21 protein-coding genes are annotated in these 24,742 nt (G+C 73.8%); 13 read left to right on the forward strand and 8 right to left on the reverse strand.

From position 1 onward, the window contains the following. Positions 1 to 40 precede the first annotated feature (40 nt). Positions 41 to 1,087: an amidohydrolase family protein gene (locus ACWEFJ_RS35640; protein ID WP_449716461.1), complete on the forward strand. Its 1,047-nt coding sequence runs from the start codon at positions 41 to 43 to the stop codon at positions 1,085 to 1,087. Between the two features lie 48 nt (positions 1,088 to 1,135). Here the strand turns inward: ACWEFJ_RS35640 and ACWEFJ_RS35645 are convergent, their stop codons facing one another. Beyond that, complete coding sequence (locus tag ACWEFJ_RS35645; RefSeq protein WP_449716462.1) at positions 1,136 to 2,104, reverse strand: helix-turn-helix transcriptional regulator; 969 nt, start codon at positions 2,102 to 2,104, stop codon at positions 1,136 to 1,138. A gap of 92 nt (positions 2,105 to 2,196) precedes the next feature. On the opposite strand from ACWEFJ_RS35645, the gene ACWEFJ_RS35650 reads away from it, so the two are divergent. The 3 genes from ACWEFJ_RS35650 (at position 2,197) to ACWEFJ_RS35660 (ending at position 7,008) form a co-directional block, all read left to right on the forward strand. Next, entirely contained in the window at positions 2,197 to 2,619 is a 423-nt protein-coding gene (locus tag ACWEFJ_RS35650; protein ID WP_378097812.1) for a VOC family protein, read from the forward strand. Between the two features lie 45 nt (positions 2,620 to 2,664). Next, positions 2,665 to 3,759, forward strand: coding sequence for a winged helix DNA-binding domain-containing protein (locus ACWEFJ_RS35655; RefSeq protein WP_449716463.1), 1,095 nt, complete (start codon positions 2,665 to 2,667; stop codon positions 3,757 to 3,759). Positions 3,760 to 3,948: 189 nt separating this feature from the next. Beyond that, a complete protein-coding gene (locus ACWEFJ_RS35660; protein ID WP_449716464.1) occupies positions 3,949 to 7,008 on the forward strand; it encodes an AbfB domain-containing protein in 3,060 nt (1,019 codons plus the stop codon). Positions 7,009 to 7,050: 42 nt separating this feature from the next. Here the strand turns inward: ACWEFJ_RS35660 and ACWEFJ_RS35665 are convergent, their stop codons facing one another. Further along, on the reverse strand, positions 7,051 to 7,740 hold the full coding sequence (locus ACWEFJ_RS35665) for a class I SAM-dependent methyltransferase (RefSeq protein WP_378097804.1): 690 nt from the start codon (positions 7,738 to 7,740) through the stop codon (positions 7,051 to 7,053). A gap of 595 nt (positions 7,741 to 8,335) precedes the next feature. Between ACWEFJ_RS35665 and ACWEFJ_RS35670 the strand changes: the two genes are divergently transcribed. Continuing rightward, positions 8,336 to 8,503, forward strand: a complete 168-nt coding sequence (locus tag ACWEFJ_RS35670; protein ID WP_378097801.1) for a thiazolylpeptide-type bacteriocin — start codon at positions 8,336 to 8,338, stop codon at positions 8,501 to 8,503. A 144-nt stretch (positions 8,504 to 8,647) separates the two neighbouring features. After that, positions 8,648 to 9,739: a hypothetical protein gene (locus ACWEFJ_RS35675; RefSeq protein WP_449716465.1), complete on the forward strand. Its 1,092-nt coding sequence runs from the start codon at positions 8,648 to 8,650 to the stop codon at positions 9,737 to 9,739. A gap of 176 nt (positions 9,740 to 9,915) precedes the next feature. On the opposite strand, the gene ACWEFJ_RS35680 is transcribed toward ACWEFJ_RS35675, so the two are convergent. Beyond that, positions 9,916 to 10,308: a MerR family transcriptional regulator gene (locus ACWEFJ_RS35680; RefSeq protein WP_449716466.1), complete on the reverse strand. Its 393-nt coding sequence runs from the start codon at positions 10,306 to 10,308 to the stop codon at positions 9,916 to 9,918. A 49-nt stretch (positions 10,309 to 10,357) separates the two neighbouring features. On the opposite strand from ACWEFJ_RS35680, the gene ACWEFJ_RS35685 reads away from it, so the two are divergent. The 3 genes from ACWEFJ_RS35685 to ACWEFJ_RS35695 all read left to right on the forward strand — a co-directional run bounded on the left by ACWEFJ_RS35685 (position 10,358) and on the right by ACWEFJ_RS35695 (position 13,175). Then, complete coding sequence (locus tag ACWEFJ_RS35685; protein WP_449716467.1) at positions 10,358 to 11,239, forward strand: NAD(P)-dependent oxidoreductase; 882 nt, start codon at positions 10,358 to 10,360, stop codon at positions 11,237 to 11,239. 266 nt (positions 11,240 to 11,505) lie between these two features. After that, complete coding sequence (locus ACWEFJ_RS35690; RefSeq protein WP_449716468.1) at positions 11,506 to 12,219, forward strand: substrate-binding periplasmic protein; 714 nt, start codon at positions 11,506 to 11,508, stop codon at positions 12,217 to 12,219. After that, entirely contained in the window at positions 12,216 to 13,175 is a 960-nt protein-coding gene (locus ACWEFJ_RS35695; RefSeq protein WP_378095009.1) for a cation diffusion facilitator family transporter, read from the forward strand. The genes ACWEFJ_RS35690 and ACWEFJ_RS35695 overlap by 4 nt, the downstream gene beginning before the upstream one ends. Positions 13,176 to 13,187: 12 nt before the next feature. On the opposite strand, the gene ACWEFJ_RS35700 is transcribed toward ACWEFJ_RS35695, so the two are convergent. From ACWEFJ_RS35700 to ACWEFJ_RS35715, 4 genes are all read right to left on the reverse strand, one after another. Next, positions 13,188 to 13,613 (reverse strand): STAS domain-containing protein, encoded by a 426-nt coding sequence (locus ACWEFJ_RS35700; RefSeq protein ID WP_449716469.1) that lies wholly within the window; start codon positions 13,611 to 13,613, stop codon positions 13,188 to 13,190. A 66-nt stretch (positions 13,614 to 13,679) separates the two neighbouring features. After that, complete coding sequence (locus ACWEFJ_RS35705; RefSeq protein ID WP_378095013.1) at positions 13,680 to 14,105, reverse strand: ATP-binding protein; 426 nt, start codon at positions 14,103 to 14,105, stop codon at positions 13,680 to 13,682. A gap of 704 nt (positions 14,106 to 14,809) precedes the next feature. Further along, on the reverse strand, positions 14,810 to 16,105 hold the full coding sequence (locus tag ACWEFJ_RS35710) for a phophatidylserine decarboxylase associated domain-containing protein (protein WP_449716470.1): 1,296 nt from the start codon (positions 16,103 to 16,105) through the stop codon (positions 14,810 to 14,812). A 297-nt stretch (positions 16,106 to 16,402) separates the two neighbouring features. Then, entirely contained in the window at positions 16,403 to 17,116 is a 714-nt protein-coding gene (locus tag ACWEFJ_RS35715; RefSeq protein WP_449716471.1) for a helix-turn-helix transcriptional regulator, read from the reverse strand. A gap of 77 nt (positions 17,117 to 17,193) precedes the next feature. Between ACWEFJ_RS35715 and ACWEFJ_RS35720 the strand changes: the two genes are divergently transcribed. The 3 genes from ACWEFJ_RS35720 to ACWEFJ_RS35730 all read left to right on the forward strand — a co-directional run bounded on the left by ACWEFJ_RS35720 (position 17,194) and on the right by ACWEFJ_RS35730 (position 19,261). Further along, a complete protein-coding gene (locus ACWEFJ_RS35720) occupies positions 17,194 to 17,346 on the forward strand; it encodes a hypothetical protein (protein WP_449716472.1) in 153 nt (50 codons plus the stop codon). Then, complete coding sequence (gene folE / locus ACWEFJ_RS35725; protein ID WP_378095021.1) at positions 17,343 to 17,966, forward strand: GTP cyclohydrolase I FolE; 624 nt, start codon at positions 17,343 to 17,345, stop codon at positions 17,964 to 17,966. Before ACWEFJ_RS35720 ends, folE begins: the two co-directional genes overlap by 4 nt. Before the next feature lie 65 nt (positions 17,967 to 18,031). Continuing rightward, complete coding sequence (locus ACWEFJ_RS35730) at positions 18,032 to 19,261, forward strand: NAD(P)/FAD-dependent oxidoreductase (RefSeq protein ID WP_449716473.1); 1,230 nt, start codon at positions 18,032 to 18,034, stop codon at positions 19,259 to 19,261. Positions 19,262 to 19,302: 41 nt separating this feature from the next. On the opposite strand, the gene ACWEFJ_RS35735 is transcribed toward ACWEFJ_RS35730, so the two are convergent. Then, positions 19,303 to 19,680: a DUF488 domain-containing protein gene (locus ACWEFJ_RS35735; RefSeq protein WP_449716474.1), complete on the reverse strand. Its 378-nt coding sequence runs from the start codon at positions 19,678 to 19,680 to the stop codon at positions 19,303 to 19,305. Between the two features lie 1,090 nt (positions 19,681 to 20,770). Here ACWEFJ_RS35735 and ACWEFJ_RS35740 point away from each other — a divergent pair. After that, entirely contained in the window at positions 20,771 to 24,583 is a 3,813-nt protein-coding gene (locus ACWEFJ_RS35740) for an alpha-L-arabinofuranosidase C-terminal domain-containing protein (RefSeq protein ID WP_449716475.1), read from the forward strand. Positions 24,584 to 24,742: the final 159 nt, after the last annotated feature.

The raw sequence follows: 24,742 nt of genomic DNA on the forward strand, positions 1-24,742 counted from the left end.
TGATACCGTGATGGCGATATCAACGGAATCGAGGAGTGCCATGACCGACAAGCTGCGCATCGTCGGCGTCGAGGAGCACGTGGTCCTGCCGGTCCTGAGCGACGCCTGGGCCAGGGCGGGCGTCCCTCCGCAGCCCTACGGCGACGACCACCCGGTCATGCGGCGGCTGCGCGACGTCGGCGAGCGGCGCCTGGCCGACATGGACGAGCAGGGCATCGACGTCGCCGTGCTGTCGCCGGCCACGCCGGGCGTGCAGAACCTCCCGCCGGCCGAGGCCGTGCGCGTCGCCCGCGAGGTCAACGACGCGCTGGCCGAGGTGGTCGCCACCCACCCGCGGCGGTTCCAGGCGTTCGCCGCCATCCCGACGTCCTCGCCGGAGGCGGCCACCGCGGAACTGGAACGCGCGGTCACCCGGCTCGGCTTCCCCGGCGCGATGCTCTACGGCCGCACGGGCGACAGGTTGGCGGACGCGCCGGAGTTCGAAGACCTCTACGCGACCGCCGAACGGCTCCGCGTCCCGCTGCACTTCCACCCGCAGGCGCCGGTGCCTGCGGTCCAGCAGGCGTACTACTCGGACCTGCCCCGCGGGATCGGTCCGGCGCTGGCGACCGCCGGGCTGGGCTGGTACTACGACCTCGGCGTGCAGTACCTCCGGATGATCTTCTCCGGGGTGTTCGACCGCCACCCCGGGCTCCAGGTGATCGCCGGGCACTGGGGCGAGGTCGTGTTGTTCTACCTCGACCACGTCGGCTACCTGGGCGACCAGGCCGGGTTGGCGCGGCCGGTCGCCGACTACTTCCGCCGGAACTTCTGGGTGGCGGGCAGCGGCACGGTGAGCGAGCGCTACCTGCGCTGGACGGCCGAGGTGGTCGGGACCGACCGGATGCTCTACTCGACGGACTACCCGTACACCTTCGGCACCCGGCCCGGCGGCTTCCCCCACCTGGACACCAGCGGCGGCGTCGCGCGGACGTTCCTGGAGGGCGCGCCGTTCACCGACGAGGAGAAGGCGGCCATCGGGTCGGGCAACTGGGAGCGGCTGACCGGCCTCGCGGCGGGCGACCGGCGTGGAGCCGCGTCGGCGTAGCGGCGGGCGGTCGGCGCGGGGCCGTCGCGTCGGCGTGGTGGCGGACGGTCAGCGGGAGGCCGCCTTCGCGTAGCGGCGGGCCAGGTGCGCGAAGGCGTCCTTCAGCTCGACCGGCCCGACGACCTCGATGTCGGCGTCGAACCGGCCGAGGGTCGCGGCCATCCCCGGCCACGACCACGAGCCCAGCACGAGCCGGCAGCGGTCCGGGCCGAGCGGCTCGACCACCCCGTCGCGGACGAACGGCGACACCCGGGCGGCCGGCAGGTCCAGGACCACCTCGCCGCGGCACGGCCACCCGTCCGGCCCGCCCGAGCCGGAGAACCGGGCGGTGACGAACGCGGCCACGTCCCCGCCCGGCAGCTCACGCGGGGTGAAGCGCGGCCCGGTGGGCGTGCGCGGGGTGATCCGGTCCACCCGGAACGTCCGCCAGTCGTCGCGGTCGAGGTCCCAGGCCACCAGGTACCACCGGCCGCCCCGCGTCACGAGGTGGTGCGGCTCCGCCCGGCGCGGCGGCCCCGCGACGGGGTCGCCGCCCGCCGGGGTGTAGTCGAACCGCAGCACCTCGCGCGCGTGCACCGCGCCGCTGATCGCCACCAGCACACCGCGGTCGAGCGGCGGCGGGGCGTCCCGCTCGACCGCGGTGACCTGGAGGGTGTCGACGCGGTGGCGCAACCGCGCGGGCATGACCTGTCGGACCGTGTGCAGCGCCCGCGCCGCCGCCTCCTCGACCCCGAGGCCGGTGGCGGTGGCCGCGACCCGGAGCGCCACGGCCAGGGCGACGGCCTGCTCGTCGTCGAACAGCAGCGGCGGCAGCTCGGCACCCGCGCCGAGCCGGTACCCGCCGTCCGGGCCCTTCACGGTCCGGATGGGGTAGCCGAGCTCGCGCAGCCGGTCGACGTCGCGGCGCACCGTGCGCGGGCTGACGTCCAGCCGCTCGGCCAGCAGCGCGCCCGGCCAGTCGCGGCGCGCCTGGAGCAGCGACAGCAGGGCGAGCAGTCGGGCTGAGGTCTTCGGCACGTCCGCCATCCTGCCCGAAGAAGAGGACACACCCTGACCGCTTCCCCTGCGACCGTGGGACACGCATCAGGCACCGAGTCCCAGGAGCGATCTTGTCCATCACGACCACCACCCACCTGAACTTCCGCGGCGAGGCGCGTGCGGCGCTGGAGTTCTACCGGTCCGTGTTCGGCGGCCACCTCGCCGTCGTCACCTACGAGCAGGCCGGGAACGTCCGGGACGCGGCCGAGGCCGACCAGGTGACCTGGGGCGAGGTGCGGGCGGGGAACGGGTTCCACGTCATGGCCTACGACGTGCCCTCGCACCTCGGCCACGACCGCGGCGAGAACCCGTTCTTCGTCTCCGTGCGCGGCGAGACCGCCGAGGAGGTCGCCGGCTACTGGGAAGGGCTCTCCGACGGCGCGACGGTCGTGGTGCCGATGGGTCCGGCGGGCTGGTCGCCGGCCTACGGCATGCTGCGGGACCGGTTCGGCGTCGTCTGGGTCGTGGACGTCGCCGGCGGGCACGCCGGGTGACGCGCGCGGCCGAGGACCGGACCACGACCGAGGGGGCATGACCCGATGACCGTGCTGGCGAACCGGGCGCTCAACCGGGCGGCGCTCGCCCGGCAGCGGCTGCTCGACCGGGCCGACCTGCCGGTGCTGGACGCCGTCGCGCACCTGTGCGGGCTCCAGGCGCAGGAACCGCAGGAACCCTTTGTCGGGCTCTGGTCCCGGCTGCGCGCCTTCGACCCCGCCGCGCTGGACGGGCTGCTGATCGGGCGGCGCGTGGTGCGCACGCACCTCATGCGCCGCACGATCCACCTCGTCACCGCCGACGACGCCGTGGCATGGCGGGCGCGCCACGACGCGATGCTGCGCCAACGGGTGCTCGGCGTCTACCGCCGGGAGTTCGACGGGGTGGACCTCGACGACCTCGCCGCGGCGGCACGGGCGGTGCTGGCCGACGACGAGCCGCGCTCGATGGCGGAGGTCGGCCGCGCGCTCTCGGCGCGCCGGCCGGCGGCGGGGGCGCGGGCGCTGGGGGAGATGGCGGTCGCGGCCCTCGTCCCGATGGTGCAGCTGCCGCCGCGGGGGTTGTGGCGCGCCAAGGCGGGCGTGCGCAACCTCCGCCTCGCCTCCTGGCTCGGGCGGGACGTGGACCCGCCCGAGCCGGACGGCGCCGACCCCGTCGGCGCGGAGTTGGCCCGGCGCTACCTGGCCGCGTTCGGCCCCGCCACCGTGGCCGACCTGCGGGCCTGGTCCGGCCTGGCCGGGCTGCCCGGCGCGGTGGCCGCGATCCGGGACGAGCTGCTGACCTTCCGCGACGAGCGCGGCCGGGAACTGCTCGACCTGCCCGACGCGCCGCGCCCCGACCCCGACACGCCCGCGCCGGTGCGGTTCCTGCCCGCGTTCGACAACGCGATCCTCGGCTACCAGGACCGGAGCCGGATCATCGACGACGCCCACCGCGGCCTGTCGGTGGCCGGCGCGCGGGTCGTGCTGGTCGACGGTCGGGTCTCGGCGACCTGGACCACCGAGGGCGGCACGGTGGTCGTCACGCCGCTGCGCCCGTTCTCCCGCGCCGAGCGCGCCGCCGTCGCCGAGGAAGGGCGGGAGCTGGCGTCGTTCCTGTCCGACGGCGAGAGCGGCGGCGTGCGGGTGGCACCTCGCTGAGCCGGTCGGGCGCGCACCGGTTGCCATGCGGGCCGACGGCAGTCGTCCGGAGCCTGTACAACGTTGTTCCAACGATGTAAAAGGGACGTGGGTCGTGCACCCCAGCCACTCACCGGGAGCTGCCGACCTCTCCTCACCGCACTCCGGCCGCCGCCGCTGCACTCGCCCCCTGCACCCGGAAGGAGTCCCATGCGCAGCCTCCTCGCCTCGGCGACGGCCGTGCTGGCGCTGGCCGCCGGTCTCGTCGCCGTGCCCGCCGTGCCCGCCGCGCTCGCCCCACCGCCCGCACCGGCCGCACCAGCCGCATCGCCCGCGTCCGCGGCATCTCCCGCGCTTGCCGCACCTGCCCGGCCGCCCGCACCTGCCCGGCCGGACGCACCCGCCCCGCCGCCCGCACCTGCCCGGCCGGACGCACCCGCCGCGCCGGACGCACCCGCCGCACTGCCCTCGCCTGCGGCTGCCGCGCCCGCATCGCCGGCCCCGGCGACCGAGCCCGTCGGGTCCGCCGCCGTCGTGCCCAAGACCCCGCCCCTGTCCACGCCGTGGACCGACCAGGTGTCCACGACCAACCCCCTGCCCGAGTACCCGCGCCCCCAGATGACCCGCCCGGACTGGCAGTCGCTCAACGGCGAGTGGCAGTTCCTCAACCCCGCCACCGACGGCGCGGGCAACGTCAACCGGTACGCCGCGCCCCCGCTGGGCCAGACCCTGCCCGAACGCATCCTCGTGCCCTTCCCGGTGGAGTCGGCGCTGTCGGGCATCATGCGCAACGACAACCGCGACCTGATGTTCTACCGGCGTACGTTCACCGTCCCGCAGTCCTGGAGCGGGCGGCGCGTGCAGCTGCACTTCGGCGCGGTCGACTACGAGGCCACGGTCTGGGTCAACGGCACCCAGGTCACCACGCACAAGGGCGGCTACGACCGGTTCGAGGTGGACATCACGCCGCAGCTCAACGGCGGCGCCAACGAGCTGGTCGTGCGCGTCTACGACCCGACCGACGGGCGCGGCGAGAAGCAGCCGGTCGGCAAGCAGGTCAACAACCCCGGCGGCATCTTCTACACGCCGACCTCGGGCATCTGGCAGACCGTCTGGCTGGAACCCACGCCGACGTCCTCCATCTCCTCCGTCGACATCCACCCGAACCTCGCCGACAACACCGCCCGGGTCCGGGTCTTCACCCGCGGCGCCGTCACCGGCCACACCGTGCTGGCCGAGGCGATGGCCGGCGCCACCGTCGTGGGCAGCGCCACCGGCGGGTTCACCGAGTTCTCCGTGCCGGTGCCCAACGCCCGCCGCTGGTCGCCCGACGACCCGTACCTCTACGACCTGCGCGTCTCGCTGCGCAACGCCTCCGGCGGCACGGTGGACCGGGTCGTGTCCTACTTCGGCATGCGCGAGGTCGGCAAGAAGGTGGTCAACGGCGTGCTGCGGCCCACGCTCAACGGCGAGTTCGTCTTCCAGATCGGGACGCTGGACCAGGGCTTCTGGCCCGACGGCCTCTACACCGCGCCCACCGACGCCGCCCTGGCGTTCGACCTGCAGAAGCACAAGGACCTGGGCTTCACCATGGTCCGCAAGCACATCAAGGTCGAACCGGCGCGCTGGTACCACCACGCCGACCGGCTCGGCCTGCTGGTGTGGCAGGACGTGCCGTCCACGCCGACGTCCGACGCCAACCGCACGGCCGCGCAGATCGCGCAGTTCGAGGCCGAGGCCCGCGAGATCGTCGACGAGCACCGGTTCTCCCCGGCCGTGGTCGCCTACGTGCCGTTCAACGAGGGCTGGGGCGAGTGGAACCTCGCCGACACCCAACGCGTCACCACCGCCCTGGAGAACTACGACCCGACCCGCCTGATGAACGCGCACAGCGGCTACAACTGCTGCGCGTCCAAGGGCGACCCCGGCACCGGGGACATGATGGACTGGCACGTCTACACCGGGCCGGACGCGCCCCGGCCGTCCACCACCCGGTTCTCCGTGCTCGGCGAGTTCGGCGGCATCGGGCTGCGCAACCCCGGCCACGAGCACAGCCCCGACGGCCGGTTCTTCGCCTACGAGCAGGTGTTCGGCCCCGCCCAGCTCAACGACCGCTACACCGGCATGGTCCGCGACGTGCGGCAGCTCATGACCACCAAGGGCGTCTCCGCCTCCGTCTACACCGAGATCACCGACGTCGAGGGCGAGTACAACGGCCTGCTCACCTACGACCGGCGGGTGCAGAAGGTGGACACCGACCAGGTCCGCGCCGCGCACGCCGACCTGGTCGCCGCCTCGCGCAACCTCAACTCGCCCGTCGCCCTCACCCTCGGGCACGTCCGGTCGTTCCGGGTCACCACGCCCGGCTACACCGACCGCTACCTGCGGCACGCGAACTCCCTGGGCCGCACGGACGTCATCACCACCGGGAGCGCCGACGGCGCGCGGCAGGACGCGTCCTTCCGCACCGTGACGGGGCTGGCCGACCCGCGCTGCTTCTCGTTCGAGTCCGTCAACTTCCCGGGCCGCTACCTGCGGCACGCCGACAGCCGGGTGCGCCTGGACGGCGACACCGGGGGCTCGTACCGCGCGGACGCCACCTGGTGCGCCCGTCCGGGCCTGGCGGCCGGCGGCACGTCGTTCGAGTCGCTGAACTTCCCGGGCGCGTACCTGCGCCACTACGCCGAGAACGCCTACCTGGCCCGCAGCGGCGGCCCGAACCCCTGGGACACGGCGAGCAGCTTCGCCGCCGACACGACCTGGAACGCGGCCGAACCGGCGCTGTGGCGCAGCTCCGCGTCACTGCCCACGGACGTGCGCCGGTCGTTGCAGGTCACCACGTGGGACTACACCGACCGCTACCTCCGGCACGCCGACAGCCTCGCCTACACCGAGGTCGTCAACGCGGGCAGCAGCGCGCTGCTCAAGGCCGACGCCACCTACACCGTCCGGCGGGGGTTGGCCGACTCGTCGTGCTACTCGTTCGAGTCGGTGAACTACCCCGGCCAGTTCCTCCGGCACGCGTCCGGCCGCGTGCGCAACTCGCCCGACGACGGTTCGGCGCTGCTGCGGGCCGACGCCACGTTCTGCGCGCGGCCCGGCGTCGGCGGCACGGGCGTGACGCTGGAGTCGATCAACGTGCCCGGCTCGTACCTGCGGCACTACGAGTCCCAGGTGTTCATCGCCTCGGGCGGCGACACCGGGTCCAACCGCCCGCAGACCCTCACCGCCGACAGCAGTTGGCAGCTCGCGGCCCCCTGGTCGCCCTGACCGAACCGGCCCCGTCGCGACCCCGCGCGGTCGCGGCGGGGCTCACCGCCGGACCGCCCGCAGCCACAGGTGCCAGGGGACGGGGTCCGTGCCGACCCGCGGCTCCCGCAGCGCCTCCACGAGCAGGCCGGCCTCCTCCATGGCCTCGGTGTAGGCGCTCAGCGGGTGGTTCCAGCCCTGGAACTTCATCCGCATCCCGTCCCGCTCGACCTCTTCCTCGAAGCGGTGCCGGCCGAAGTAGGGGCGGTCGAGGACGAACAGCCCGTCCCGGCGGCTGCCGGTGTTGGTGATCGGGTGGGTGATCGACAGGCACAGCCTGCCGCCGGGTTCGAGCACCCGGCCGATCTCGGCGACGCTGCCCGGCAGGTCGTCCACGTCCATCAGCACGTTGTAGGCGATGACGAGGTCGAAGTCGTCGTCCGGGAAGGGCAGGTCCGCCGAGTCGGCCACCAGGTAGCGGCCCCCGGGGTCGGCCTCGCGTGCCGCCTCCACCAGCGTGGGGGAGGCGTCGATGCCGGTGACCCGGTGCCCTCGCCCGACGAGGTCGCGGGACACCCGGCCCTCGCCGCAGCCGAGGTCGAGCGTGGCCCGACCGGCGGGCGGGACGAGCGCGAAGAACGCGTCGCGGTAGCGCCAGTAGGAGTCGAACCCGGGTTTGCGCACCCAGGCGATCCAGTTCCGGGCCTGCTCTTCCCAGTCCTGCCCGGCGGGCGTCACCGCGTTCTCGGTCATTGGCAGCACCCTAGCGGGAGCCCGGCACGGGGCAATCCGATCGACCCCGGCGCGGGAGCAGTCCGGCCCCGACACACGGCCGCTTTCGGCCACCGGACCCCGCAGCCGGGCTCGCGAGAAGTGGGGAGGGCGATTGACCGAAATAGGGGGAAAGCGCTTTCAGCGCGCGTCGGCCGAGTGGGCCGTTGCCGCGGGTCCGGCCGGGTTCGGCAGTCCGCACCGTCCCGCCGTCGGGACGGTGCGCCCGGTGCGGCCGACCGGTCGCGGGAGGGGCTGCTTCGACCGGGCCAAGGGGCATCGGCCGGATGCGGACGGCCGTTCCGACCGGGCCGACCGGTCGGACATCCGGCCTGCGGGAACGGCCCGGGACCTCCGTGTCGATCACGAATCCCGGCCGATCGGCGGTTTTTCGCCCTGCGCTTCCCCCGGTCGCATCGGTGCAGCTCAGGCCCGTTACGACGAGGGTGACCCGAACGGCGGAACACCACTCGAAATGAAGGTTCGTGGTCCGAAGTAACACCGCAGCGGGCAATTCCCGGACCTTGTCGGCCCGAATCGCCCGACTTAGCGTCCCGGTTCCGGGAAGGAGGTGCACATGGACAAGCTCGACCTGACCTTCGACGCCGAGGACCTGGTCCTCGACGACCTGGCGGTCACCACGATGCGCGACGCCGTCGCGCTGCCCGAGAGCGGCGCGTCGATCGGCGCGTCGTGCGGCAGCTCGTGCTGCTGCCAGCCGCAGTTGCCGACCCCGACCTCCTGAGGTCGGCGTCCCGGCTCCCCGTCCGTCGCCCGCGACGCGTGACGCCGTGACGAGGGGTGCGCAGCTCGTCGGCGCCGGGGACGTCCGCGAGGCCGTCCCCGGCCCGGTCGGGAGTCGAACCGATCGCGGAAACCCGGAGGTCCCGTGCCCGACGTCGTCTGCTACTACCACGACCCGGTGAAAGCGCCACTGCTCCGCGACGCCGTCCTGCCGGCGTTGGCCGAGGCGGAGGCGGCCGGCGCGCGCGGCCACGTGGAGCGGCACTGGTTGCACGGGCCGCACCTGCGGGTGCGGCTGGACCGGGAGGCCGACCTGGTCGCCGACCGGCTGCGCGAGCACCTGGCGGCGCGCCCGTCCACCGCGGGCACCCCGCACGACGAGCTGCTGGCCCGGTCGCGCGACCACGGCGTGGCCGAGCTGGTCCCACCGCCGTACGAGCCGATCCACCCGGACAACACCGTGGTGGTCGAACCGACCGACCTGCGGGGCGTCCGGGAGCTGCTCGGCTCGGACGCGCTGGTGGACCTGCGGTCGCGGGTGCTGCGCCTGGGCGTGCCCGCGGTGCGCGACGCGGTGGCCGCCGACGACACCACCGCCACCACCCGCGTGCGGACCGCGTTGATCGCGATGGCCGCGCACGCGAGCCGCTACCCCGGCGGCCTGGACCACGGCTACCACTCGTTCCAGTCCCACCTGGAGGACTTCCTGCTGCACAGCGACCCGGACGGCCGCCTGCGGCCCCGGTTCGACCGGGTGTGGGAGGACAACGCGGGGAACGTCACCGAAACGGTCCTCGCCGTCGCCGAGGACCGCCTGGCCACGCCGTGGGCAGCCTGGACGACCGCCGCCCGCGAGGTGACCGAGGTCGTGTACGACAACGGCGACCTGCCCAGCGGCGACAACCCCCGCCACGGCGAGCGCGCGGTGCGCCTGGGGGACCGCGACGCCATCCGGCGGTGGCACCGCGACCACCGCGTCCACCACAGCGAGTACCACCGCCGGTTGCGGGCGGTGGACCTGGAGCACCCGCTCCTGCGGCGACAGGTCGCCGTCTACCGGTTCGGCACCAACATGCTCTACCAGCTGCTCGCGGTCTGCGACGTGACGCCGGTCGAGCGCTACCTGGCCGCGAGCCTGGTGGCGCGGGCCGTGCAGCGGATCACCGGCGTGAGCTGGTCCGAGCACATCGAGCGGATGGCGCGGACCACCCCGGCCCGCCGGGCGCACGGGGGGTGACCGCGTCGGGCCGCTCGGCCCCCCGGGCGGATGAACCCGCCAGGATTCTCCGCGCGCTCGTCCGGGCATCTCACGGCGCACACCTTGGTGCGCCTCGACCATGGGACCGCCGTGAGCCCAACGAAGCGGAGCGCCGATGTCGTCGGGACAGGCCGATGCCGACGGGCGGCGGCCGTTCAGGCGGGGACCGGTTCCGACCCGTCGAACGGCGGGTGGTCCACGTCGCCCACCCGCTCGGCCGCGCCGATGTAGTCGGCCAGGGCGTCGCGGGACCGGGCGAGCCGTTCGTCCAGCACGTGCAGCCGCGACCGCATCGCGTCCAGGAAGTCCGGGCACCCCGGCAGCGCCGGGGTTTCGCCGACCGCGCACGGCAGCAGGTAGGCGATGTCCTCGGAGGACAGGCCCGCGTCGAGCAGGCGTCGGATCTGCCGCACCCGCAGCACGGCGTCCTCGCCGTACTCGCGATAACCGTTCGCGCCGCGCTCCGCCTCCAGCAACCCCTGCGCCTCGTAGTAGCGCAACTGGTGGGTGTGCACGCCCGTCCGACGCCCCAGTTCCCCGATCCGCACCGAACCCTCGCTTGACCTTCACACCGGTATCAACGTTGACGATGCTGCCATGGACAACGCAAGCAGCACACCGGTGGCGGTGATCGGGCTGGGGCTGATGGGCCGGGCGCTCGCCGGCGCGTTCCTCGACGCCGGGCACCCCACCACCGTGTGGAACCGCACCGCCGCGAAGGCCGACCGGTTGGTGGCCAGGGGCGCGACGCTCGCGCTCACGGTGGAGGACGCGTTCCGGGCGGCTCCTCTCGCGATCGTCTGCGTCACCGACCACGACGCCGTGCGGGACGTGCTCGGGGCGGGCGGCGGACCGGACGGCACGACGGTGGTCAACCTGACCTCGGGCAGCTCGGCCCAGGCCCGGGGGACGGCCCGCCGGGTCGATCCGCGGGGCGCCCGCTACCTGGACGGCGCGATCATGGCCGTCCCGCCGGCGGTCGGGACACCGGACGCGCTGATCCTGCTCAGCGGCCCGCGGTCGGCCTTCGAGGCGCACGAGTCGACGCTCGGCGTGCTCGGCGCCGTGACCCACCTCGGCGCGGACCCCGGGCTGGCGTCGCTGTACGACGTGGGCGGCCTGGCCATGATGTGGGGCGTGCTGAACGCCTGGCTCCAGGGCACCGCCCTGCTCCGCACGGCCGGCGTCGACGCCGCCACCTTCGCGCCGTTCGCGCGGCACCTCGCCGTCACCGTGGCCGACTGGCTGCCCGGCTACGCCGAGCTGGTCGACCGGGGCTCGTTCCCGGCCGAGGTGTCGGCCCTGGAGACCGACGCGCGGGCGATGGCCCACCTGGTCGAGGAGAGCGAGGCGGCCGGGATCAACGCCGAGCTGCCGAGGCTGATGAAGGCCCTGGCCGACCGCGCGATCGCCGCCGGGCACGGCGGCGAGCAGTACCCCGTGCTGATCGGGGAGTTCGGCAGACCCGGCCCGGCCTGACCGCCCGCGCTCGGGCCGATCGGGTGGTCCGCCGGTGCGCGGTCGCGCGTGCCGGCGGCAGCCGCCCGAGGCCCGGCTGCCGCCGCCGGCCACGTTCGACGGCGGCCGGCCCGTTGTCGAACCACCGCGAACTTCCCATACCGCCCAAGGGGAACCCCTCCCGGTCGCCCGCCGGGAACTCGGTGATCTTTTCGCGCCGGTTGTGGGTATCCGGGCCCGTGAGCCGCGCGCCGACGTGCGCCCGGCGGGCCGGGAGGGGAGGTCGCATGTGGCGGCGGGTGGTGCTGCTGGTCGTGGTCCTGGCGACGGCGGGGTGCGGGTTGCCGCGTGACGTCGACGGCACGCTGGACCGGGTGCGCGGCGGCGTGCTGCGGGTGGGCGTGACGGAGAACCGGCCGTGGACGGTGGTGGGCGACGGGCCGGCCGAGGAGGTCTCCGGGGCGGAGGCCGAGCTGGTGGGGCGGCTGGCGGACAGGCTGGGCGCGCGGGTGCAGTGGCGGCACGGGTCGGAGGCCGCGCTGATGACGGCGGTGGAGGAGCGCCGGCTGGACCTGGTCGTGGGCGGGTTGGAGGCGAACTCGCCGTGGACCGGGCAGGCGTCGCTGACCCGGCCGTACGCCACCACGCGGGTCGTCGTCGCGGCGGCCGGCGACGTGCCGGCGGACCTGGCCGGGGTGCGGGTGGCGGTGCGGGAGGGCACCGACGAGGCCGCCGCGCTGGCCGACGAGGACGCGGTGGTGGTCCCGGTGCGCGACGTCGCCGACGCGGACGGCCTGCCGGTGGTGGTGGAGCACTGGCGGGTGGCCGGGCTCGGGTTGCGGGCGAGCGATCACGTGCTGCTCGAACGCAGCCACGTGTGGGCGGTGCCGTTGGGCGAGAACGGTTGGCAGGTGGAGGTGGAGCGGTTCCTGGCCGACCTGCCGGACGGCGAGGTGGACCGCCTGCTGGCCGAGGCGGCGGGGGAGGAGGACGCGGCGTGAAGGTCTACGACCGGTTCGAGCTGCCCCCGGACAAGGCCGCGCTGCACCGGCGGGCGGTGCGGTTGGCGTGGTGGACGATCGTCTTCTTCCTGGCCGCCGTCGCGCTGCTGGCGGTGACCCTGGGCCAGTCGCAGGCGATGAAGGCCGCGTGGATCGAGGACATGCTGGGGGTGGTGCCGCCCGCGGCGTTCCTGATCGCGGCCCGGTTCCGCAACCGCGCGCCCGACGAGCGGTTCCCCTACGGCTACCACCGGTCGGTCAGCGTGGCGTTCCTGGCCGGCTCGGTCGCGCTGCTCGGGTTGGGCGGGTACGTCGTCTACGACTCGGCGGTCCGGCTGGTGGCCGGGGAACGCGCGCCGATCGGGTTGGTGGAGGTGTTCGGGTTCCGGTTCTGGCTCGGCTGGCTGATGATCGCGGTGCTGCTGGCGACGATGGCGCCCGCGATCCTGCTGGGCCGGGCGAAGCTGCGGATCGCCCAGCAGCTGCACGACAAGGTGCTGCACGCCGACGCCGAGATGAACCGGGCCGACTGGCTCACGGCCGCCGCGGCGGTGCTGGGCGTGCTCGGCATCGGGTTCGGCCTGTGGTGGGCCGACGCGGCGGCGGCGCTGGTGATCGGCGGCGACATCGTCCGCGACGGTGTCCGCAGCACGCGCGGGGCGGTGGCCAACCTGATGGACAACCGGCCGCGCGTGGTGGACGAGAGCCGCCCCCACCCGCTGCCCGACCGGTTGCTGGCCGCGGTGCTGGACCACGACTGGATCGCCGACGCGTGGCTGCGGGTCCGCGAGGAGGGGCACGTGTTCGTGGGCGAACTGCTCGTCGTGCCCGTCGAGGGCGCCGACCGGCTCGTGCCGCGGTTGGAGCAGCTGCAACGGTGGGCGCGGGACTTCGACTGGCGCGTGCACGACCTCGTCGTCGCCCCGGTCTCCCGCATCGAGACCGGCTCCGGCTGACGGGCCCGGGACCTACGCGGGGCGCGTGGCGGCGAGCGCGGCGGACACGGTCGGGTGGACCGCGAAGACGTGGTCCAGCTCGGTGACCGCGAGCAGCCGCAGCACCTGGCGCCGGCCCGCGACCACCGCCAGGGACACGCCGTCCCGGGACGCCCGGTGGTGGGCGTCCAGCAGCATCGTGAGGCCGGCCGAGCCCAGGAAGCTCACCGAGCACAGGTCGAGCACCAGCGCGTCGGGGCGCCTGCCCAGTTGCGCGCACACCTCGGCCCGCACGGGCGCCACGCTGTCCGCGTCGATCTCGCCCGCGACCGCGGTGACGGGCACGCCGTCCTGCTCGGTGGTCCGCACGGTGGCGGCGGGGCTGCCGGGTTCGCGCATCGCCGGTGCTCCCTCGCCCGGTCGGTCGTCGCCCGCGGGACCGCGGTCCCCGCGCGGCATCGACGTCACGGTACCGCCGCGACGAGCGCCGACGCAGCCGCGTTCACCTGACCGTGCCGCCCCCGGTCAGGGCCGGCGGACGCAGTCGGGCAGGCCGCAGCCGACGACCGCCCAGACCGTCTTGCCGCCGCCGTCCCGCGGCCGCACACCCCACTCCCGCGACAGCCTCGCCACCACGAGCACCCCGCGTCCCCTGGTCTCGGCGATCCGCGACCGGCCGAGGACCGGCGGCTGCGCCGACTCGTCGTCCACCTCGACCCGGACCCGGCAGGGCGCGCGGTGGTGGCGCACCCGGACCTCGGCCGCGCCGGGCGCGTGGTCGAACACGTTCGTGACCAGCTCCGTGGTCACCAGGAGCACGTCGTCCAGGTGGTCCTCGTCCAGCTCCGGCAGCACGGACGTGGCCCAGCGGCGCACCTGCGCGGCCGCGGGCGCGTCCGGGTCACCGGTGTGGAACCCGAGCGGCGCGGGGTCGACGGCGCTGCCCGCCATGGTGCCTCCGATCCCGACTCGTCCCGACCCGGACAGCCTACGAGCCGCCACCGCTCCCCGGACCGCCCCGGCGTGATGATCACCCTCGCACGGGCCCCGGCCTGCACATGGCCCAGCGCTCCGATCCGGCCGATCCCCGGCGGCGGGACGGGGCGGCCCGTCGGTCCGACGGCGGGACCGGCCGCCGCGGTCCGGGGCCGAGGCGACCGCCGCCCTCAAGTCCGATCACGGGGTTTCGGGCCGGTGACGGTCCGCGCGGCGACCGGCCCGATGCGGTGGTGTGCCGGCACGCCGGTGTGACGGGCCGAGGTCGCCGCTTGGGGCGGTCGTCTCCGGGTAGTGCGTCGGTGAGGCGCTGTCGGTGAGGCGCTGTCGGGGACTGTCGGAAGGGGAGCGAGCGGTGGGTTGGTGGATGCCGGCGGAGACCGGTCCGCAGGAGCGCACGTGACCGCCGCGTACGAGGTTGCCCGGCGGGCCATGGAGCGCGCCTACCCCGGCACCTCCCTGGTGACCGCCGGCGGCGCGATGCCGCTCATCGGCATCTTCCACCAGGTGATCGAGGACGCGACGGATCCTGCTCCTGGGCTGCGAGGAGCCATTGTGCGACATCCACTCGGCGCCCGAGTGCGGGGACCCCGGCGGGCTGGAGGCCATGACGCCGGCCGGGTGCTACCTGCTGGAGTCCCTGCGGAGCGGGGCCGGTCTCAGTCCCCGACGGTCGCCAGCAGCGCGTTCACCAGGATCTTCGTGGGCTTGTCGCGGTCGGCTTCGGCGTTCTTGACCGCGTCCACGAAGTCGAGCTTCACGCCGGGCTTGAAGACCAGGCAGTGCGACGAGCCGCCGTACTGGAACTCGCCGATCCCCTGCCCCTTGGCCACCGCGTCGCCCGGTCCGACCGACAGGACGCACGAGGAGACCTCGGCCATGCCGATGGCCACGAAGCAGAGGACGCCGATCTTCGGGTTGTCCGCCTCGATGAAGACGATGGCGCGGGTCGCGACGTGGGCGATGTACCCCTGGGAGATGTCCGGCGCGGCCGGGTCGCACAGCGCGGCGGGCGCCTCCGAGTAGTAGGCGCCCGGGACCTTGCGGCACGCGAGCACCTTGCCGGCGACCGGGCTGTGCCACCGGTGGTAGTTGAGCGCCGCGAGGAAACCCTGGTACACCGTGCCGCCGACGAACTGGCCCGCGTCGGGCTCGCCGACGCCCTTGTGGGCGGTGTCGAGCAGGTGCGCGAGGGAGTACGGCTGGCCTTTGACGGAGAAGTGGTCGTACAGCGCCACCTTCTCCCTCAGGCGGTAGGGCGACACCTCGCACGCGCTCACGACGTACCGGTTGTCGTCCTTGCCGTGCACGGGCCGGTCGGTGTCGATGTCCCGGAAGCTCCTGGTGAAGAAGTCGTTCCACGACGTGAAGCCGAGGTACTTGTCCGTCTCGTCGCACCGGAAGAGCTGCTTGAAGTTCTTGCCGGGGTCGGACATCTTCCTGAGCGCCTCGTCCGAGAGCCACCCGGCCTTGAGCATCGGCTCCTTCGAGTCGGTCGACCTCAGGAATTCCGCCCACTTGTCGAGCACGGGCTTGAACTCGCGGTTGACGTCCTTGTTGAGGAACGCCGCGAAACCGGCCTGCGTGCCCATCGCCCAGTTCAGGATGACGTTGATCGGGAACCCGACGAGCCCGGAGTCGGTGAAGGCCGGCACCGTCCTCATCACCTTGTTGACGAGTTCCAGCATGTGCTCGAACGACCTGACCTGCGGGTACCCGGTCGGGGTCACCTTCTGGGAGAGCTGCTCGAACATGTCCGTGAACAGGACGTACACCTCGGGATTGGCGTAGACGAAATCGCGGAACACCTCCAGGGCCTGGTCCAGCCCGATCGGCACGGCCGCCGCGGCGACCTCCTCCGTGGTCTCCTTGATGAGGTCGTCCAGCCAGGTGGCGAGCATCACCTGGTCGGTCGGGAGCCATTCGCCAACCTGCGTCGCGATGTCGGCCGACATGATCGTCTCCCTGCTCCGCCACCGGCGGCGGACAGCGCGCGGCTGATCCCGGTCCGTTCGGACGGGGTTGAGCGGATCCCTTTGCCCGACTGTAAGCCCGCGCGGATGCCGGTCGCGGGTCGGACGGCCCGGATCACTGGTGCGGGGCGGCCGACAACTCCATCGGGGGTGCTTTCGCTCCCGGACGTCACCTTGATCTCGCCGGCGCCACTCAGCCGTGTCCGGACATCGGGGCAACGGGGGTGCGTTCCGGGTTCCGAAGGCCGAGGAGGGCCGTTCCCGTCACGACGCCCGCGGTCACCCGGTCGCGCGGTCGGCCGGGTCGAGCCGGACGCAGCACCGGTCGGGCGCCGGCGCGAGGCGGGCGGTCAGGTCGGTGGCGGCCAAGCCGTCGAGCAGCCCGTCCAGCAGGCACAGGTTCATGCCGCACACGAGTTCGGTGTGCTGTCGCGCCAGGCTGTGGAACGGGCAGTTGCCCAGGACGATCGCGGCGTCGACGGGACGCGGCTCGAAGCCGAAGCTCTCCAGCGCGCGCAGCGCGGCGTGCCGGCTGTCGGGGGCGTCCCGGCTCGTCCGCCCGACGTCGCGGCCCAGGTCGCGGCCGAGGTCGCGGGCTCGCCGGTCGAGCACGGCGCGCGGCGGCTCGCCGGTCGTGTCGGCCTCGGAGACGGCGTCCGCCAGCAGCATGGCGGCCAGCTCGTAGCGCCGGTCGGGCAGCGAGACCGCGATCTGCTCCGCCGAGCGCCGGTACAGCTTGGCCGGTCGGCCCGCGCCGGGGCCGCTGCGACCGCTCCGGCGTTCGTGGGCGACCTCCAGCAACCCCTCGGCGACCAGGCGGTCGAGGTGGAAGGCGACGGTGGTGCGCGGGACGTCCACGGCCTCGGCGGCCTCGTCCCGGCTCACCGGCGCGGCACTGCGGACCACGAAGTCGTACAGCCGGCGTCGGGTGGGTTCGTCGAGGGCGGCGACCGCGGAGACGTGCGAGGCCCACGACTGATCGGGTTCACCCATTCTAACTCCAACTTCCGTTGACGAAACCTCGGGCCGACTTCTAAGGTTAGCCGAAGTTGACGTTAGAAGGAGGAGACATGGCTACCGAGGTGTCCGGCCTCCCGCCGATGGGCGGGGCGCGGCAGTCCGACCCTGCCTACCGGGCATGGGTCGCGCTGCGGGACGTCGGCCCGCTCGTCGCCGGGGCGGCGGCGCGGTGCGCGCCCGGTCGCCGGGGACCGGCGGCATGAGCGCGCCGTCCCGCGTCCCCGCCACGGCCGGACCCCCGCGGCTCCAGGTGGTGCACGGCCGCGGCGGGGTGGACGTCGAAGCCGCGCGGCGCGCCGTGGCCGACCTGCTGGTCGCCCTGGGCCGGGATCCCGAGTCGGAGCACCTGGCCGACACGCCGGCGCGCGTCGCGCACGCCTACGTCGAGATGCTGACGCCGCGCGAGTTCGACCTGACGACGTTCCCCAACGACGAGGGCTACGACGAACTCGTGCTCGTGCGCGGGATCCCGGTGCAGTCGCTGTGCGAGCACCACCTGCTGCCGTTCCACGGCGTCGCGCACGTCGGCTACCTGCCCGGCGAACGCATCCTCGGCCTGTCCAAGCTCGCCCGCGTGGTCGAGCTGTTCGCCCGCGACCTCCAGGTGCAGGAACGGCTGACCAAGCAGGTGGCCGACTGGCTGCAGCAGCACCTGGCGCCGCAGGGCGTCGGCGTGGTGGTCGAGGCCGAGCACATGTGCATGGCGCTGCGCGGCGTGCGGGCGTCCGGCTCGCGCACCGTGACCTCGACCCTGCACGGCCTGCTGCGCGAGGACGCGCGGTCGCGCCAGGAGTTCTTCGCCCTCGCGGGCGTCCACCGGTAGCCGCCGGCCGGCCCCCGCCGCAGAGTGGGGTCCGGTCCGGGTTCCAGTTCGAGGAGATGATCGGGATGGCCGAGCAGGTGTTCGTCGTCGTCGGGGCCGGGCTCGCCGGCGCGCGGGCGGCGCAGGCGTTGCGCGAGGAGGGGTTCGCCGGCCGGGTGGTGCTGGTGGGTGACGACCCCGAACGGCCCTACGAACGCCCGCCGTTGTCGAAGGGGTACCTGCTCGGCGACCAGGAGCGCGCCTCGGTGTACGTGCACGACGAGCAGTGGTACGAGGCCAACGCGGTGGAGCTGCGGCTCGACTGCGCGGTGACCGCGCTGGACCGCGTCGCGCACCGCGTCGAGCTCGCGGGCGGCGGCCACCTCGACTACACGAAGCTGCTGCTGGCCACCGGGTCGTCGCCGCGCCGCCTGCCCGTGCCGGGGGACGACCTGCCCGGCGTGCACTACCTGCGCCGGCTCGACCAGGCCGACCGGCTGCGCGAGGCGATGACGCCGGGCGCGTCGGTCGTGGTCGTCGGCGCGGGGTGGATCGGGCTGGAGGTCGCGGCCGCGGCGAGGGCGCGCGACTGCGCCGTCACTGTGGTGGAACCCTCGCCGACGCCGCTGCACGCCCCGCTGGGGCCGGAGCTGGGCGGCTTCTTCGCCGACCTGCACCGGCGGCACGGGGTCGGGTTCCGCTTCGGCACGCACGTCACCGAGCTGCGCGGCGACGGCCGGGTCTCGGCGGCGGTCCTCGCCGACGGCACCGTGCTCCCGGCCGACGTGGTGGTCGTCGGGGTCGGCGTCCGCCCCAACACCGCGCTCGCCGAGCGGGCCGGGCTGGCGGTCGAGGACGGCGTCGCGGTGGACGCCTCGCTGCGCACCGGGGACCCGGACGTCTTCGCCGCGGGCGACGTGGCCGCGCCGTTCAGCCCGCACTACGGGCGGCGCGTCCGGGTCGAGCACTGGGCGAACGCGCAGGAGGGCGGGCAGGTCGCGGCCAGGTCGATGCTCGGGCGGGGCGTGACGTACGACGAGCTGCCGTACTTCTTCTCCGACCAGTACGACCTGGGGATGGAGTTCACCGGCTGGTTCCCGCCCGGCGGCTACGACCGGGTGGTGACCCGCGGGGACGTGGACGGCCTGGCGTTCCACGCCTTCTGGCTCGCCGGGGACCAGGTCGTGGCGGGCCTGCACGTCAACCTCTGGGACGACGGCCTGGACGGCGTCCGACACCTGATCCGCGAGCGCCGCCCGGTCGACCCCGACCGCCTCGCCGACCCGACCGTCCCCCTGGCCGCCCTCGTCGGCTGACCGCGGTGTCGCGCGGCCGGGTCGGGACGATCGGCCGGCGCTCACCCGGCCGGGTCGTCGTCGGGTGCGCTCAGCAGCTCGGCGAGCACGGCCGCGTGGCTGTGCTCGACGTCCTTCGTGGCGGTCAGCAGCGTCAGCGCCCGGCCCCGCGCCCGGTCCCGCAGCTCGCGCAACGCCGACCGCCCCGGGGGCGCGTCCAACTCGGCGCGGTAGCGGCGGCGGAACTCGGCGAACCGGTCGACGTCGTGCGCGTACCACGTGCGCAGGTCGGTGGACGGCGCGAGGTCCTTGGCCCAGTCGTCCAGCGAGAGGTCGTCCTTGCGCACGCCGCGCGGCCACACCCGGTCGACCAGCACGCGGACGGCCCGGTCCCGCTCCACCCCGTCGTACACCCGACGCACCCGCACCCGGTGGGACATCCCATCGCCTCCGATCCGACCGCACGACGGACCCGTGACCGGTCGAGGATAACGCCGGTCCGCCGCACCCGGCGGCGATCTCCGGCGGGCGATCACCGCCCGCCACCAAGACGGTCCGAATCGTCATGTGTTCGTCAGGTTCGCCGGCGGCTGCTCGCGGCATGATGGTGGGGCGACTCGCGGGGGCGGTACCCGCCGCGAGTCGACCACATCTTCCGAACGCGGGCACGCGGGGCAGCCGGGCGGCCGACCGTCGTCGCGCGGCGGCCGAAAGTCCCGGATGACGGTCGGCGGCGCCGAGACCGGCTTCGGCGAGTCGGCGATCCGCTGCGCGGTCACCTTCGTCGACCAGCCCACCGGGGTGCGCGTCGGCCCCGAGCCGCTGTGCGCCCCGGCCGACTACCGCCGCGAACCCGACGGCGTCGGCTTCGGCCTGAAGGCGCCGTCCCGACCCCGGCGTCATCCCCGTCGCCGACGGGGTCACCGTCACCGCATGGCGGTGACACCCCGCCCGGCCCCGGTAGCGGACGGGATTCGCCGGGCCGGTGCGCCACCACCGCGGCCGCTGGTTTCGCGCAACATGTGTGCGCTAACAGGTTCGGTGGCCGGGGTCGTCGATCACCGGGGGTGTCGTCCGGTGCGCCTGGGTGACGGGTGAGCGCTCGGTGAGCGTCGGGTCGCCCATAGTGCGTGCTACAGCGTGGATCGGGGCACGGAAGTGGACATTGACAGTGGCGTTACCACGGTGTTTCAATGTTCACCCACCGAATGTTAGCGCTAACACACGAGACTCGCACCACGGCGTCACCGCGCCTCTTCCCGTGATCACCGCCCGCGGGCCCGTCCGGCCTGCCTCGTCGTCCCGCCCTCCGACCGCACGGCCACCGCCCCGCTCCGGCGGTGGTCCGCCGCGCCCTGACCACCGGAAGGAGCCCGCCGCATGAGACATCGCCGGGCAGGCGTCGCCGCCCGGGTCACCGCTGCCGCCGGCCCGGTCGACGCCCCGAACGCCACCGCCGCAGGCTCCCACCACGCCCCTCACGACCCTCTCAACTGCGACTGAACCGCCACCCCACCGGATAGGACCGCAATGAGACATCGGCACCGCCCGCGCCTCGCGCGCACCTCCTTCCTGGCCGCCGCGTTGATGGTCGCGGCCACCGTGACGGCGACCCCCGCCGCCACCGCCGCCGAACCGCCGCTGCCCGACGGCGCCAGGGTGGACGCCTTCGACGGCACGGCCCTGGGCCCCGACTGGACCGTCGTGAGCCCCGTCCCCGAGGCGCTGCGCGTCGCCGACGGCCGGTTGACGCTGACGTCGCAGCGCGGCGACACCTACCAGACCGCCAACGACGCCAAGAACCTCGTGCTGATGGACGTGCCGGACGCCGACTTCACCGTGGTCACCCGCGTGTCGGGGGCGGTCGCCAAGACCTACCAGGGCGCGGGGCTCATCGCCTGGCAGGACACGGACAACTACGTCCGGTCGGGCCTGACCTTCGTCGGCAACCTGTCCCCGTCGGGGCGGGCGATCGAGAACGACATCGAGACCCGCGCGGCGTTCACCGCCAACAAGTTCACCGACCGCCCCGACTCGACCGGCGAGACGCTGCGCATGCAGCGCACCGGCAACACCGTCGCCACCAGCTACTGGGACGGCCAGGCGTGGGCCGACGCGGGCACGGTGACCGTCACCTTCCCGATCACGAAGATCGGCCTGTACGCGTTCGCCGCGACCGACGGCACCGCCCACGAGGCCGCGTTCGACTACTTCGCGCTGTCCTCGGCGGGCGGCTCCGACCAGGTGCCCGCCGGGCAGTTCACGTTCACCACCCCGTACCTGACGACCAGCGGCGACGGCCTCGCCCTGACCGACACCCGACCCGCGAACGCCCTCGCCCTGACCGCCACCGCGGCGGACGGCGCGACCGGCGCGGTCAAGCCCGTCACCCTGAAGTCGGGTGAGCGGCCGGTGGTCGTCCGCGACGGCAGGCTGGTGCTCGCCGCGCCGGGCACGACGCCGACCGCGCTGCGCCTGACCGACGTGGGCGGCGGCAAGGTCGCGCTGCGCTCCGCGGCCGACCCCGAGTCCTACGCCGTGCGCCGCGCGGACGGCGCGCTCGCGCTCGGCGGCCGGGCCGAGGCGGTCAGGCTGACCGTCACCCCGGTCAGCATCGCCGAGCACACCCTGGCCGTGGACACCGCCGCGCCGCGCACCGAGATCAGCGACGACCTGTACGGCATCTTCTACGAGGACATCAACTACGCCGCCGACGGCGGCCTCTACGCCGAGCTGGTCCGCAACCGCTCGTTCGAGTTCAACTCCTCGGACAACGCCTCGTTCACCGGCCTCACCGCCTGGGAGGCGGTCAACCGCGCGGGCGCCACCGCCACGCCGACCGTCGGCACCGGTGACGGCCGCCTCAACGACAGCAACCGCTACTTCCTCACCCTGACCACGACCGGCGCGGGCGCGGGCATCCGCAACACCGGCTACAACACCGGGTTCGCCGTGAAGCAGGGCGACAAGTACGACGTGTCGCTGTGGGCCAAGTCCACCGCCGCCCAGGACCTGGCGGTCCGCGTGGAGGACGCCGCCGGCACCGGGGTGTTCGCCACCGGCACGGTCCGCGTCGAGGCGTCGTCGTCCTGGCGCAAGTACACCGCGACCCTCACCGCCACCGGCACCACGACCGCGGGTCGGTTCGCCGTGCTGGCCGGCGCGGCGGGCACGCTGAACCTCGACATGGTCTCCCTCATGCCGCAGGACACCTGGGTCGGCCCGGTCAACGGCCGCTCGGTGCTGCGCAAGGACCTCGCCGAGAAGATCGCCGCGCTGGAACCGAAGTTCCTGCGCTTCCCCGGCGGCTGCGTGACCAACGTCGGCACGTTCGACACCTACCTGGAGAGCGGCGGCGTCGACCGCCAGCGCACGTACCAGTGGAAGGAGACCATCGGGCCGGTCGAGGAGCGCCCGACCAACTTCAACTTCTGGGGCTACAACCAGTCCTACGGCATCGGCTACCTGGAGTACTTCAAGTTCGCCGAGGACATGGGCGCCACCCCGCTGCCCGTGCTGTCCGTGGGCGCGAACGGCTGCGGCAGCCGCATCCCCGAGATGACCGACGCGGCCCGCGTCCAGCGCTGGGTGGACGACACCGTCGACCTGATCGAGTTCGCCAACGGCGACACCACGACCGAGTGGGGCGCGAAGCGCGCGGCGCTCGGCCACCCGGCGCCGTTCAACCTGCGCTACATCGGCCTGGGCAACGAGGAGAACACCACCACCTTCGAGCGGAACTTCCCGGCCTTCCGGGACGCCATCAAGGCCCGCTACCCCGAGGTCGTCGTCATCTCCAACTCCGGTCCCGACGACGAAGGCGCGCGGTTCCGGGCGCTGTGGGAGTTCAACCGGGCGCAGAACGTCGAGATGGTCGACGAGCACTACTACAACGACCCGGCGTGGTTCCTGAACAACAACAACCGCTACGACAGCTACGACCGCAACGGCCCGCACGTGTTCCTCGGCGAGTACGCCTCGCGCGGCAACACGATGGGCAACGCGCTGGCCGAGGCGTCGTACATGACGGGCCTGGAGCGCAACGGCGACCTGGTCGAGCTGGCGTCGTACGCGCCGCTGCTGGCCAACGAGTCCTACGTGCAGTGGTCGCCGGACGCGATCTGGTTCGACAACGACGAGTCGTGGAACTCGGCGAGCTACTACGTCCAGCAGATGTTCTCGGTGAACCAGGGCGACCAGGTCGTGCCGAGCACCCTCACCGCGGGTCAGAGCCCGGAGCAGCCCGTCCGGGGCGGGGTGTTCCTGTCCACCTGGAACACCAGCGCGGCCTACGACAACGTGAAGGTCACCGCCAACGGCGACGGCTCGGTGCTGTTCCAGGACGACTTCTCGACCGCCCCGGCCTGGCAGCCGCAGGCCGGCTCCTGGGCCGTGCAGAACGGGCAGTACGTCCAGACCTCCACCACGACCACCGACGCGCGGTCGATCATCCCGGACGCCTACACCAGGAACTGGACGAACTACACCCTCGAACTCGACGCCCGCAAGGTGTCCGGCGCCGAGGGCTTCCTGATCGGCTTCGGGGCCGGGTCCTCCGGCGACTACTACTGGTGGAACCTGGGCGGCTGGAACAACACCCGGCAGGCCCTGGAGCGGGCCACCGGCGGCGCGCGCAGCGAGGTCGCCGAGGGTCCCGCCACGGTGATCGCCAACGACCGCACGTACAAGGTGAAGGTCGTGGTCGAGGGCGCGAAGATCAGCCTCTACCTGGACGGCGCGCTCCAGCTCACCTACACCCAGACCGCGCCGCGGACGCTGTACCAGGTCGTCACGGCCGACGAGGAGACCGGCGACGTCGTGGTGAAGGCCGTCAACCCGACCGGCGCCACCGCCCGCACCCGGGTGAAGGTCGACGCGGGCACCCCGATCGCGCCGACGGCGACCGTCACCGAGATGAGCGGCCCGCCGGGCACGGTCAACACCAAGGCCGCGCCGACGGCCGTCGCGCCGGTCGAGCGGGAGTGGACGGGGGCGTCGAACGACTTCACCTACGACTTCCCGGCCTACTCGGTCACGTTCCTGCGCCTGCACCGGGACGCCGACCAGGTGCCGCTCGACCTGACCGCGACCCCGCGGTGCGTCGGCGGCAAGGTCCACCTGGCCGTCACCGCGGTCAACACCGGCGACGTGCCGGTCGCGGTGGAGGTGACCACCCCGTACGGCGGTAAGGGCTTCGCCGCCGTCGAGCCGGGCAAGCAGGCGTACCAGTCGTTCAACACGCGCGCGGGCACCGTCCCCGCGGGCACCGTCACCGTGACCGCCACGCGCGACGGCCGGACGGCGACCCACACCGCCAACTACCCGTCGACCACGTGTTTCTGACGGTGCCGAGAGGACACGAGTGAGACCGCACCGAACCGCGGCCTCGGTGGTGGCGGTGGCGAGCCCGGGCTCCCGTCCTGTGGTTGGTCGAGCTTCTGTGAGAGGAAACCGACCCTACCCAGACGGGGCTGTTGCGCTGCCACCCCAAGATCAACCTTC

It is taken from the genome of Actinosynnema sp. NPDC004786 (genome assembly GCF_053601135.1).

Bases quoted from the DNA above. Each gene is read 5' to 3' on its own strand.
- ACWEFJ_RS35640 (WP_449716461.1), top strand. From the start codon at position 41: ATGACCGACAAGCTGCGCATCGTCGGCGTCGAGGAGCACGTGGTCCTG.
- ACWEFJ_RS35655 (WP_449716463.1), top strand. From the start codon at position 2,665: ATGACCGTGCTGGCGAACCGGGCGCTCAACCGGGCGGCGCTCGCCCGG.
- ACWEFJ_RS35660 (WP_449716464.1), top strand. From the start codon at position 3,949: ATGCGCAGCCTCCTCGCCTCGGCGACGGCCGTGCTGGCGCTGGCCGCC.
- ACWEFJ_RS35665 (WP_378097804.1), bottom strand. From the start codon at position 7,740: ATGACCGAGAACGCGGTGACGCCCGCCGGGCAGGACTGGGAAGAGCAG.
- ACWEFJ_RS35670 (WP_378097801.1), top strand. From the start codon at position 8,336: ATGGACAAGCTCGACCTGACCTTCGACGCCGAGGACCTGGTCCTCGAC.
- ACWEFJ_RS35685 (WP_449716467.1), top strand. From the start codon at position 10,358: ATGGACAACGCAAGCAGCACACCGGTGGCGGTGATCGGGCTGGGGCTG.
- ACWEFJ_RS35690 (WP_449716468.1), top strand. From the start codon at position 11,506: ATGTGGCGGCGGGTGGTGCTGCTGGTCGTGGTCCTGGCGACGGCGGGG.
- ACWEFJ_RS35700 (WP_449716469.1), bottom strand. From the start codon at position 13,613: ATGCCGCGCGGGGACCGCGGTCCCGCGGGCGACGACCGACCGGGCGAG.
- ACWEFJ_RS35705 (WP_378095013.1), bottom strand. From the start codon at position 14,105: ATGGCGGGCAGCGCCGTCGACCCCGCGCCGCTCGGGTTCCACACCGGT.
- ACWEFJ_RS35710 (WP_449716470.1), bottom strand. From the start codon at position 16,105: ATGTCGGCCGACATCGCGACGCAGGTTGGCGAATGGCTCCCGACCGAC.
- ACWEFJ_RS35715 (WP_449716471.1), bottom strand. From the start codon at position 17,116: ATGGGTGAACCCGATCAGTCGTGGGCCTCGCACGTCTCCGCGGTCGCC.
- ACWEFJ_RS35720 (WP_449716472.1), top strand. From the start codon at position 17,194: ATGGCTACCGAGGTGTCCGGCCTCCCGCCGATGGGCGGGGCGCGGCAG.
- folE (WP_378095021.1), top strand. From the start codon at position 17,343: ATGAGCGCGCCGTCCCGCGTCCCCGCCACGGCCGGACCCCCGCGGCTC.
- ACWEFJ_RS35730 (WP_449716473.1), top strand. From the start codon at position 18,032: ATGGCCGAGCAGGTGTTCGTCGTCGTCGGGGCCGGGCTCGCCGGCGCG.
- ACWEFJ_RS35735 (WP_449716474.1), bottom strand. From the start codon at position 19,680: ATGTCCCACCGGGTGCGGGTGCGTCGGGTGTACGACGGGGTGGAGCGG.
- ACWEFJ_RS35740 (WP_449716475.1), top strand. From the start codon at position 20,771: ATGAGACATCGGCACCGCCCGCGCCTCGCGCGCACCTCCTTCCTGGCC.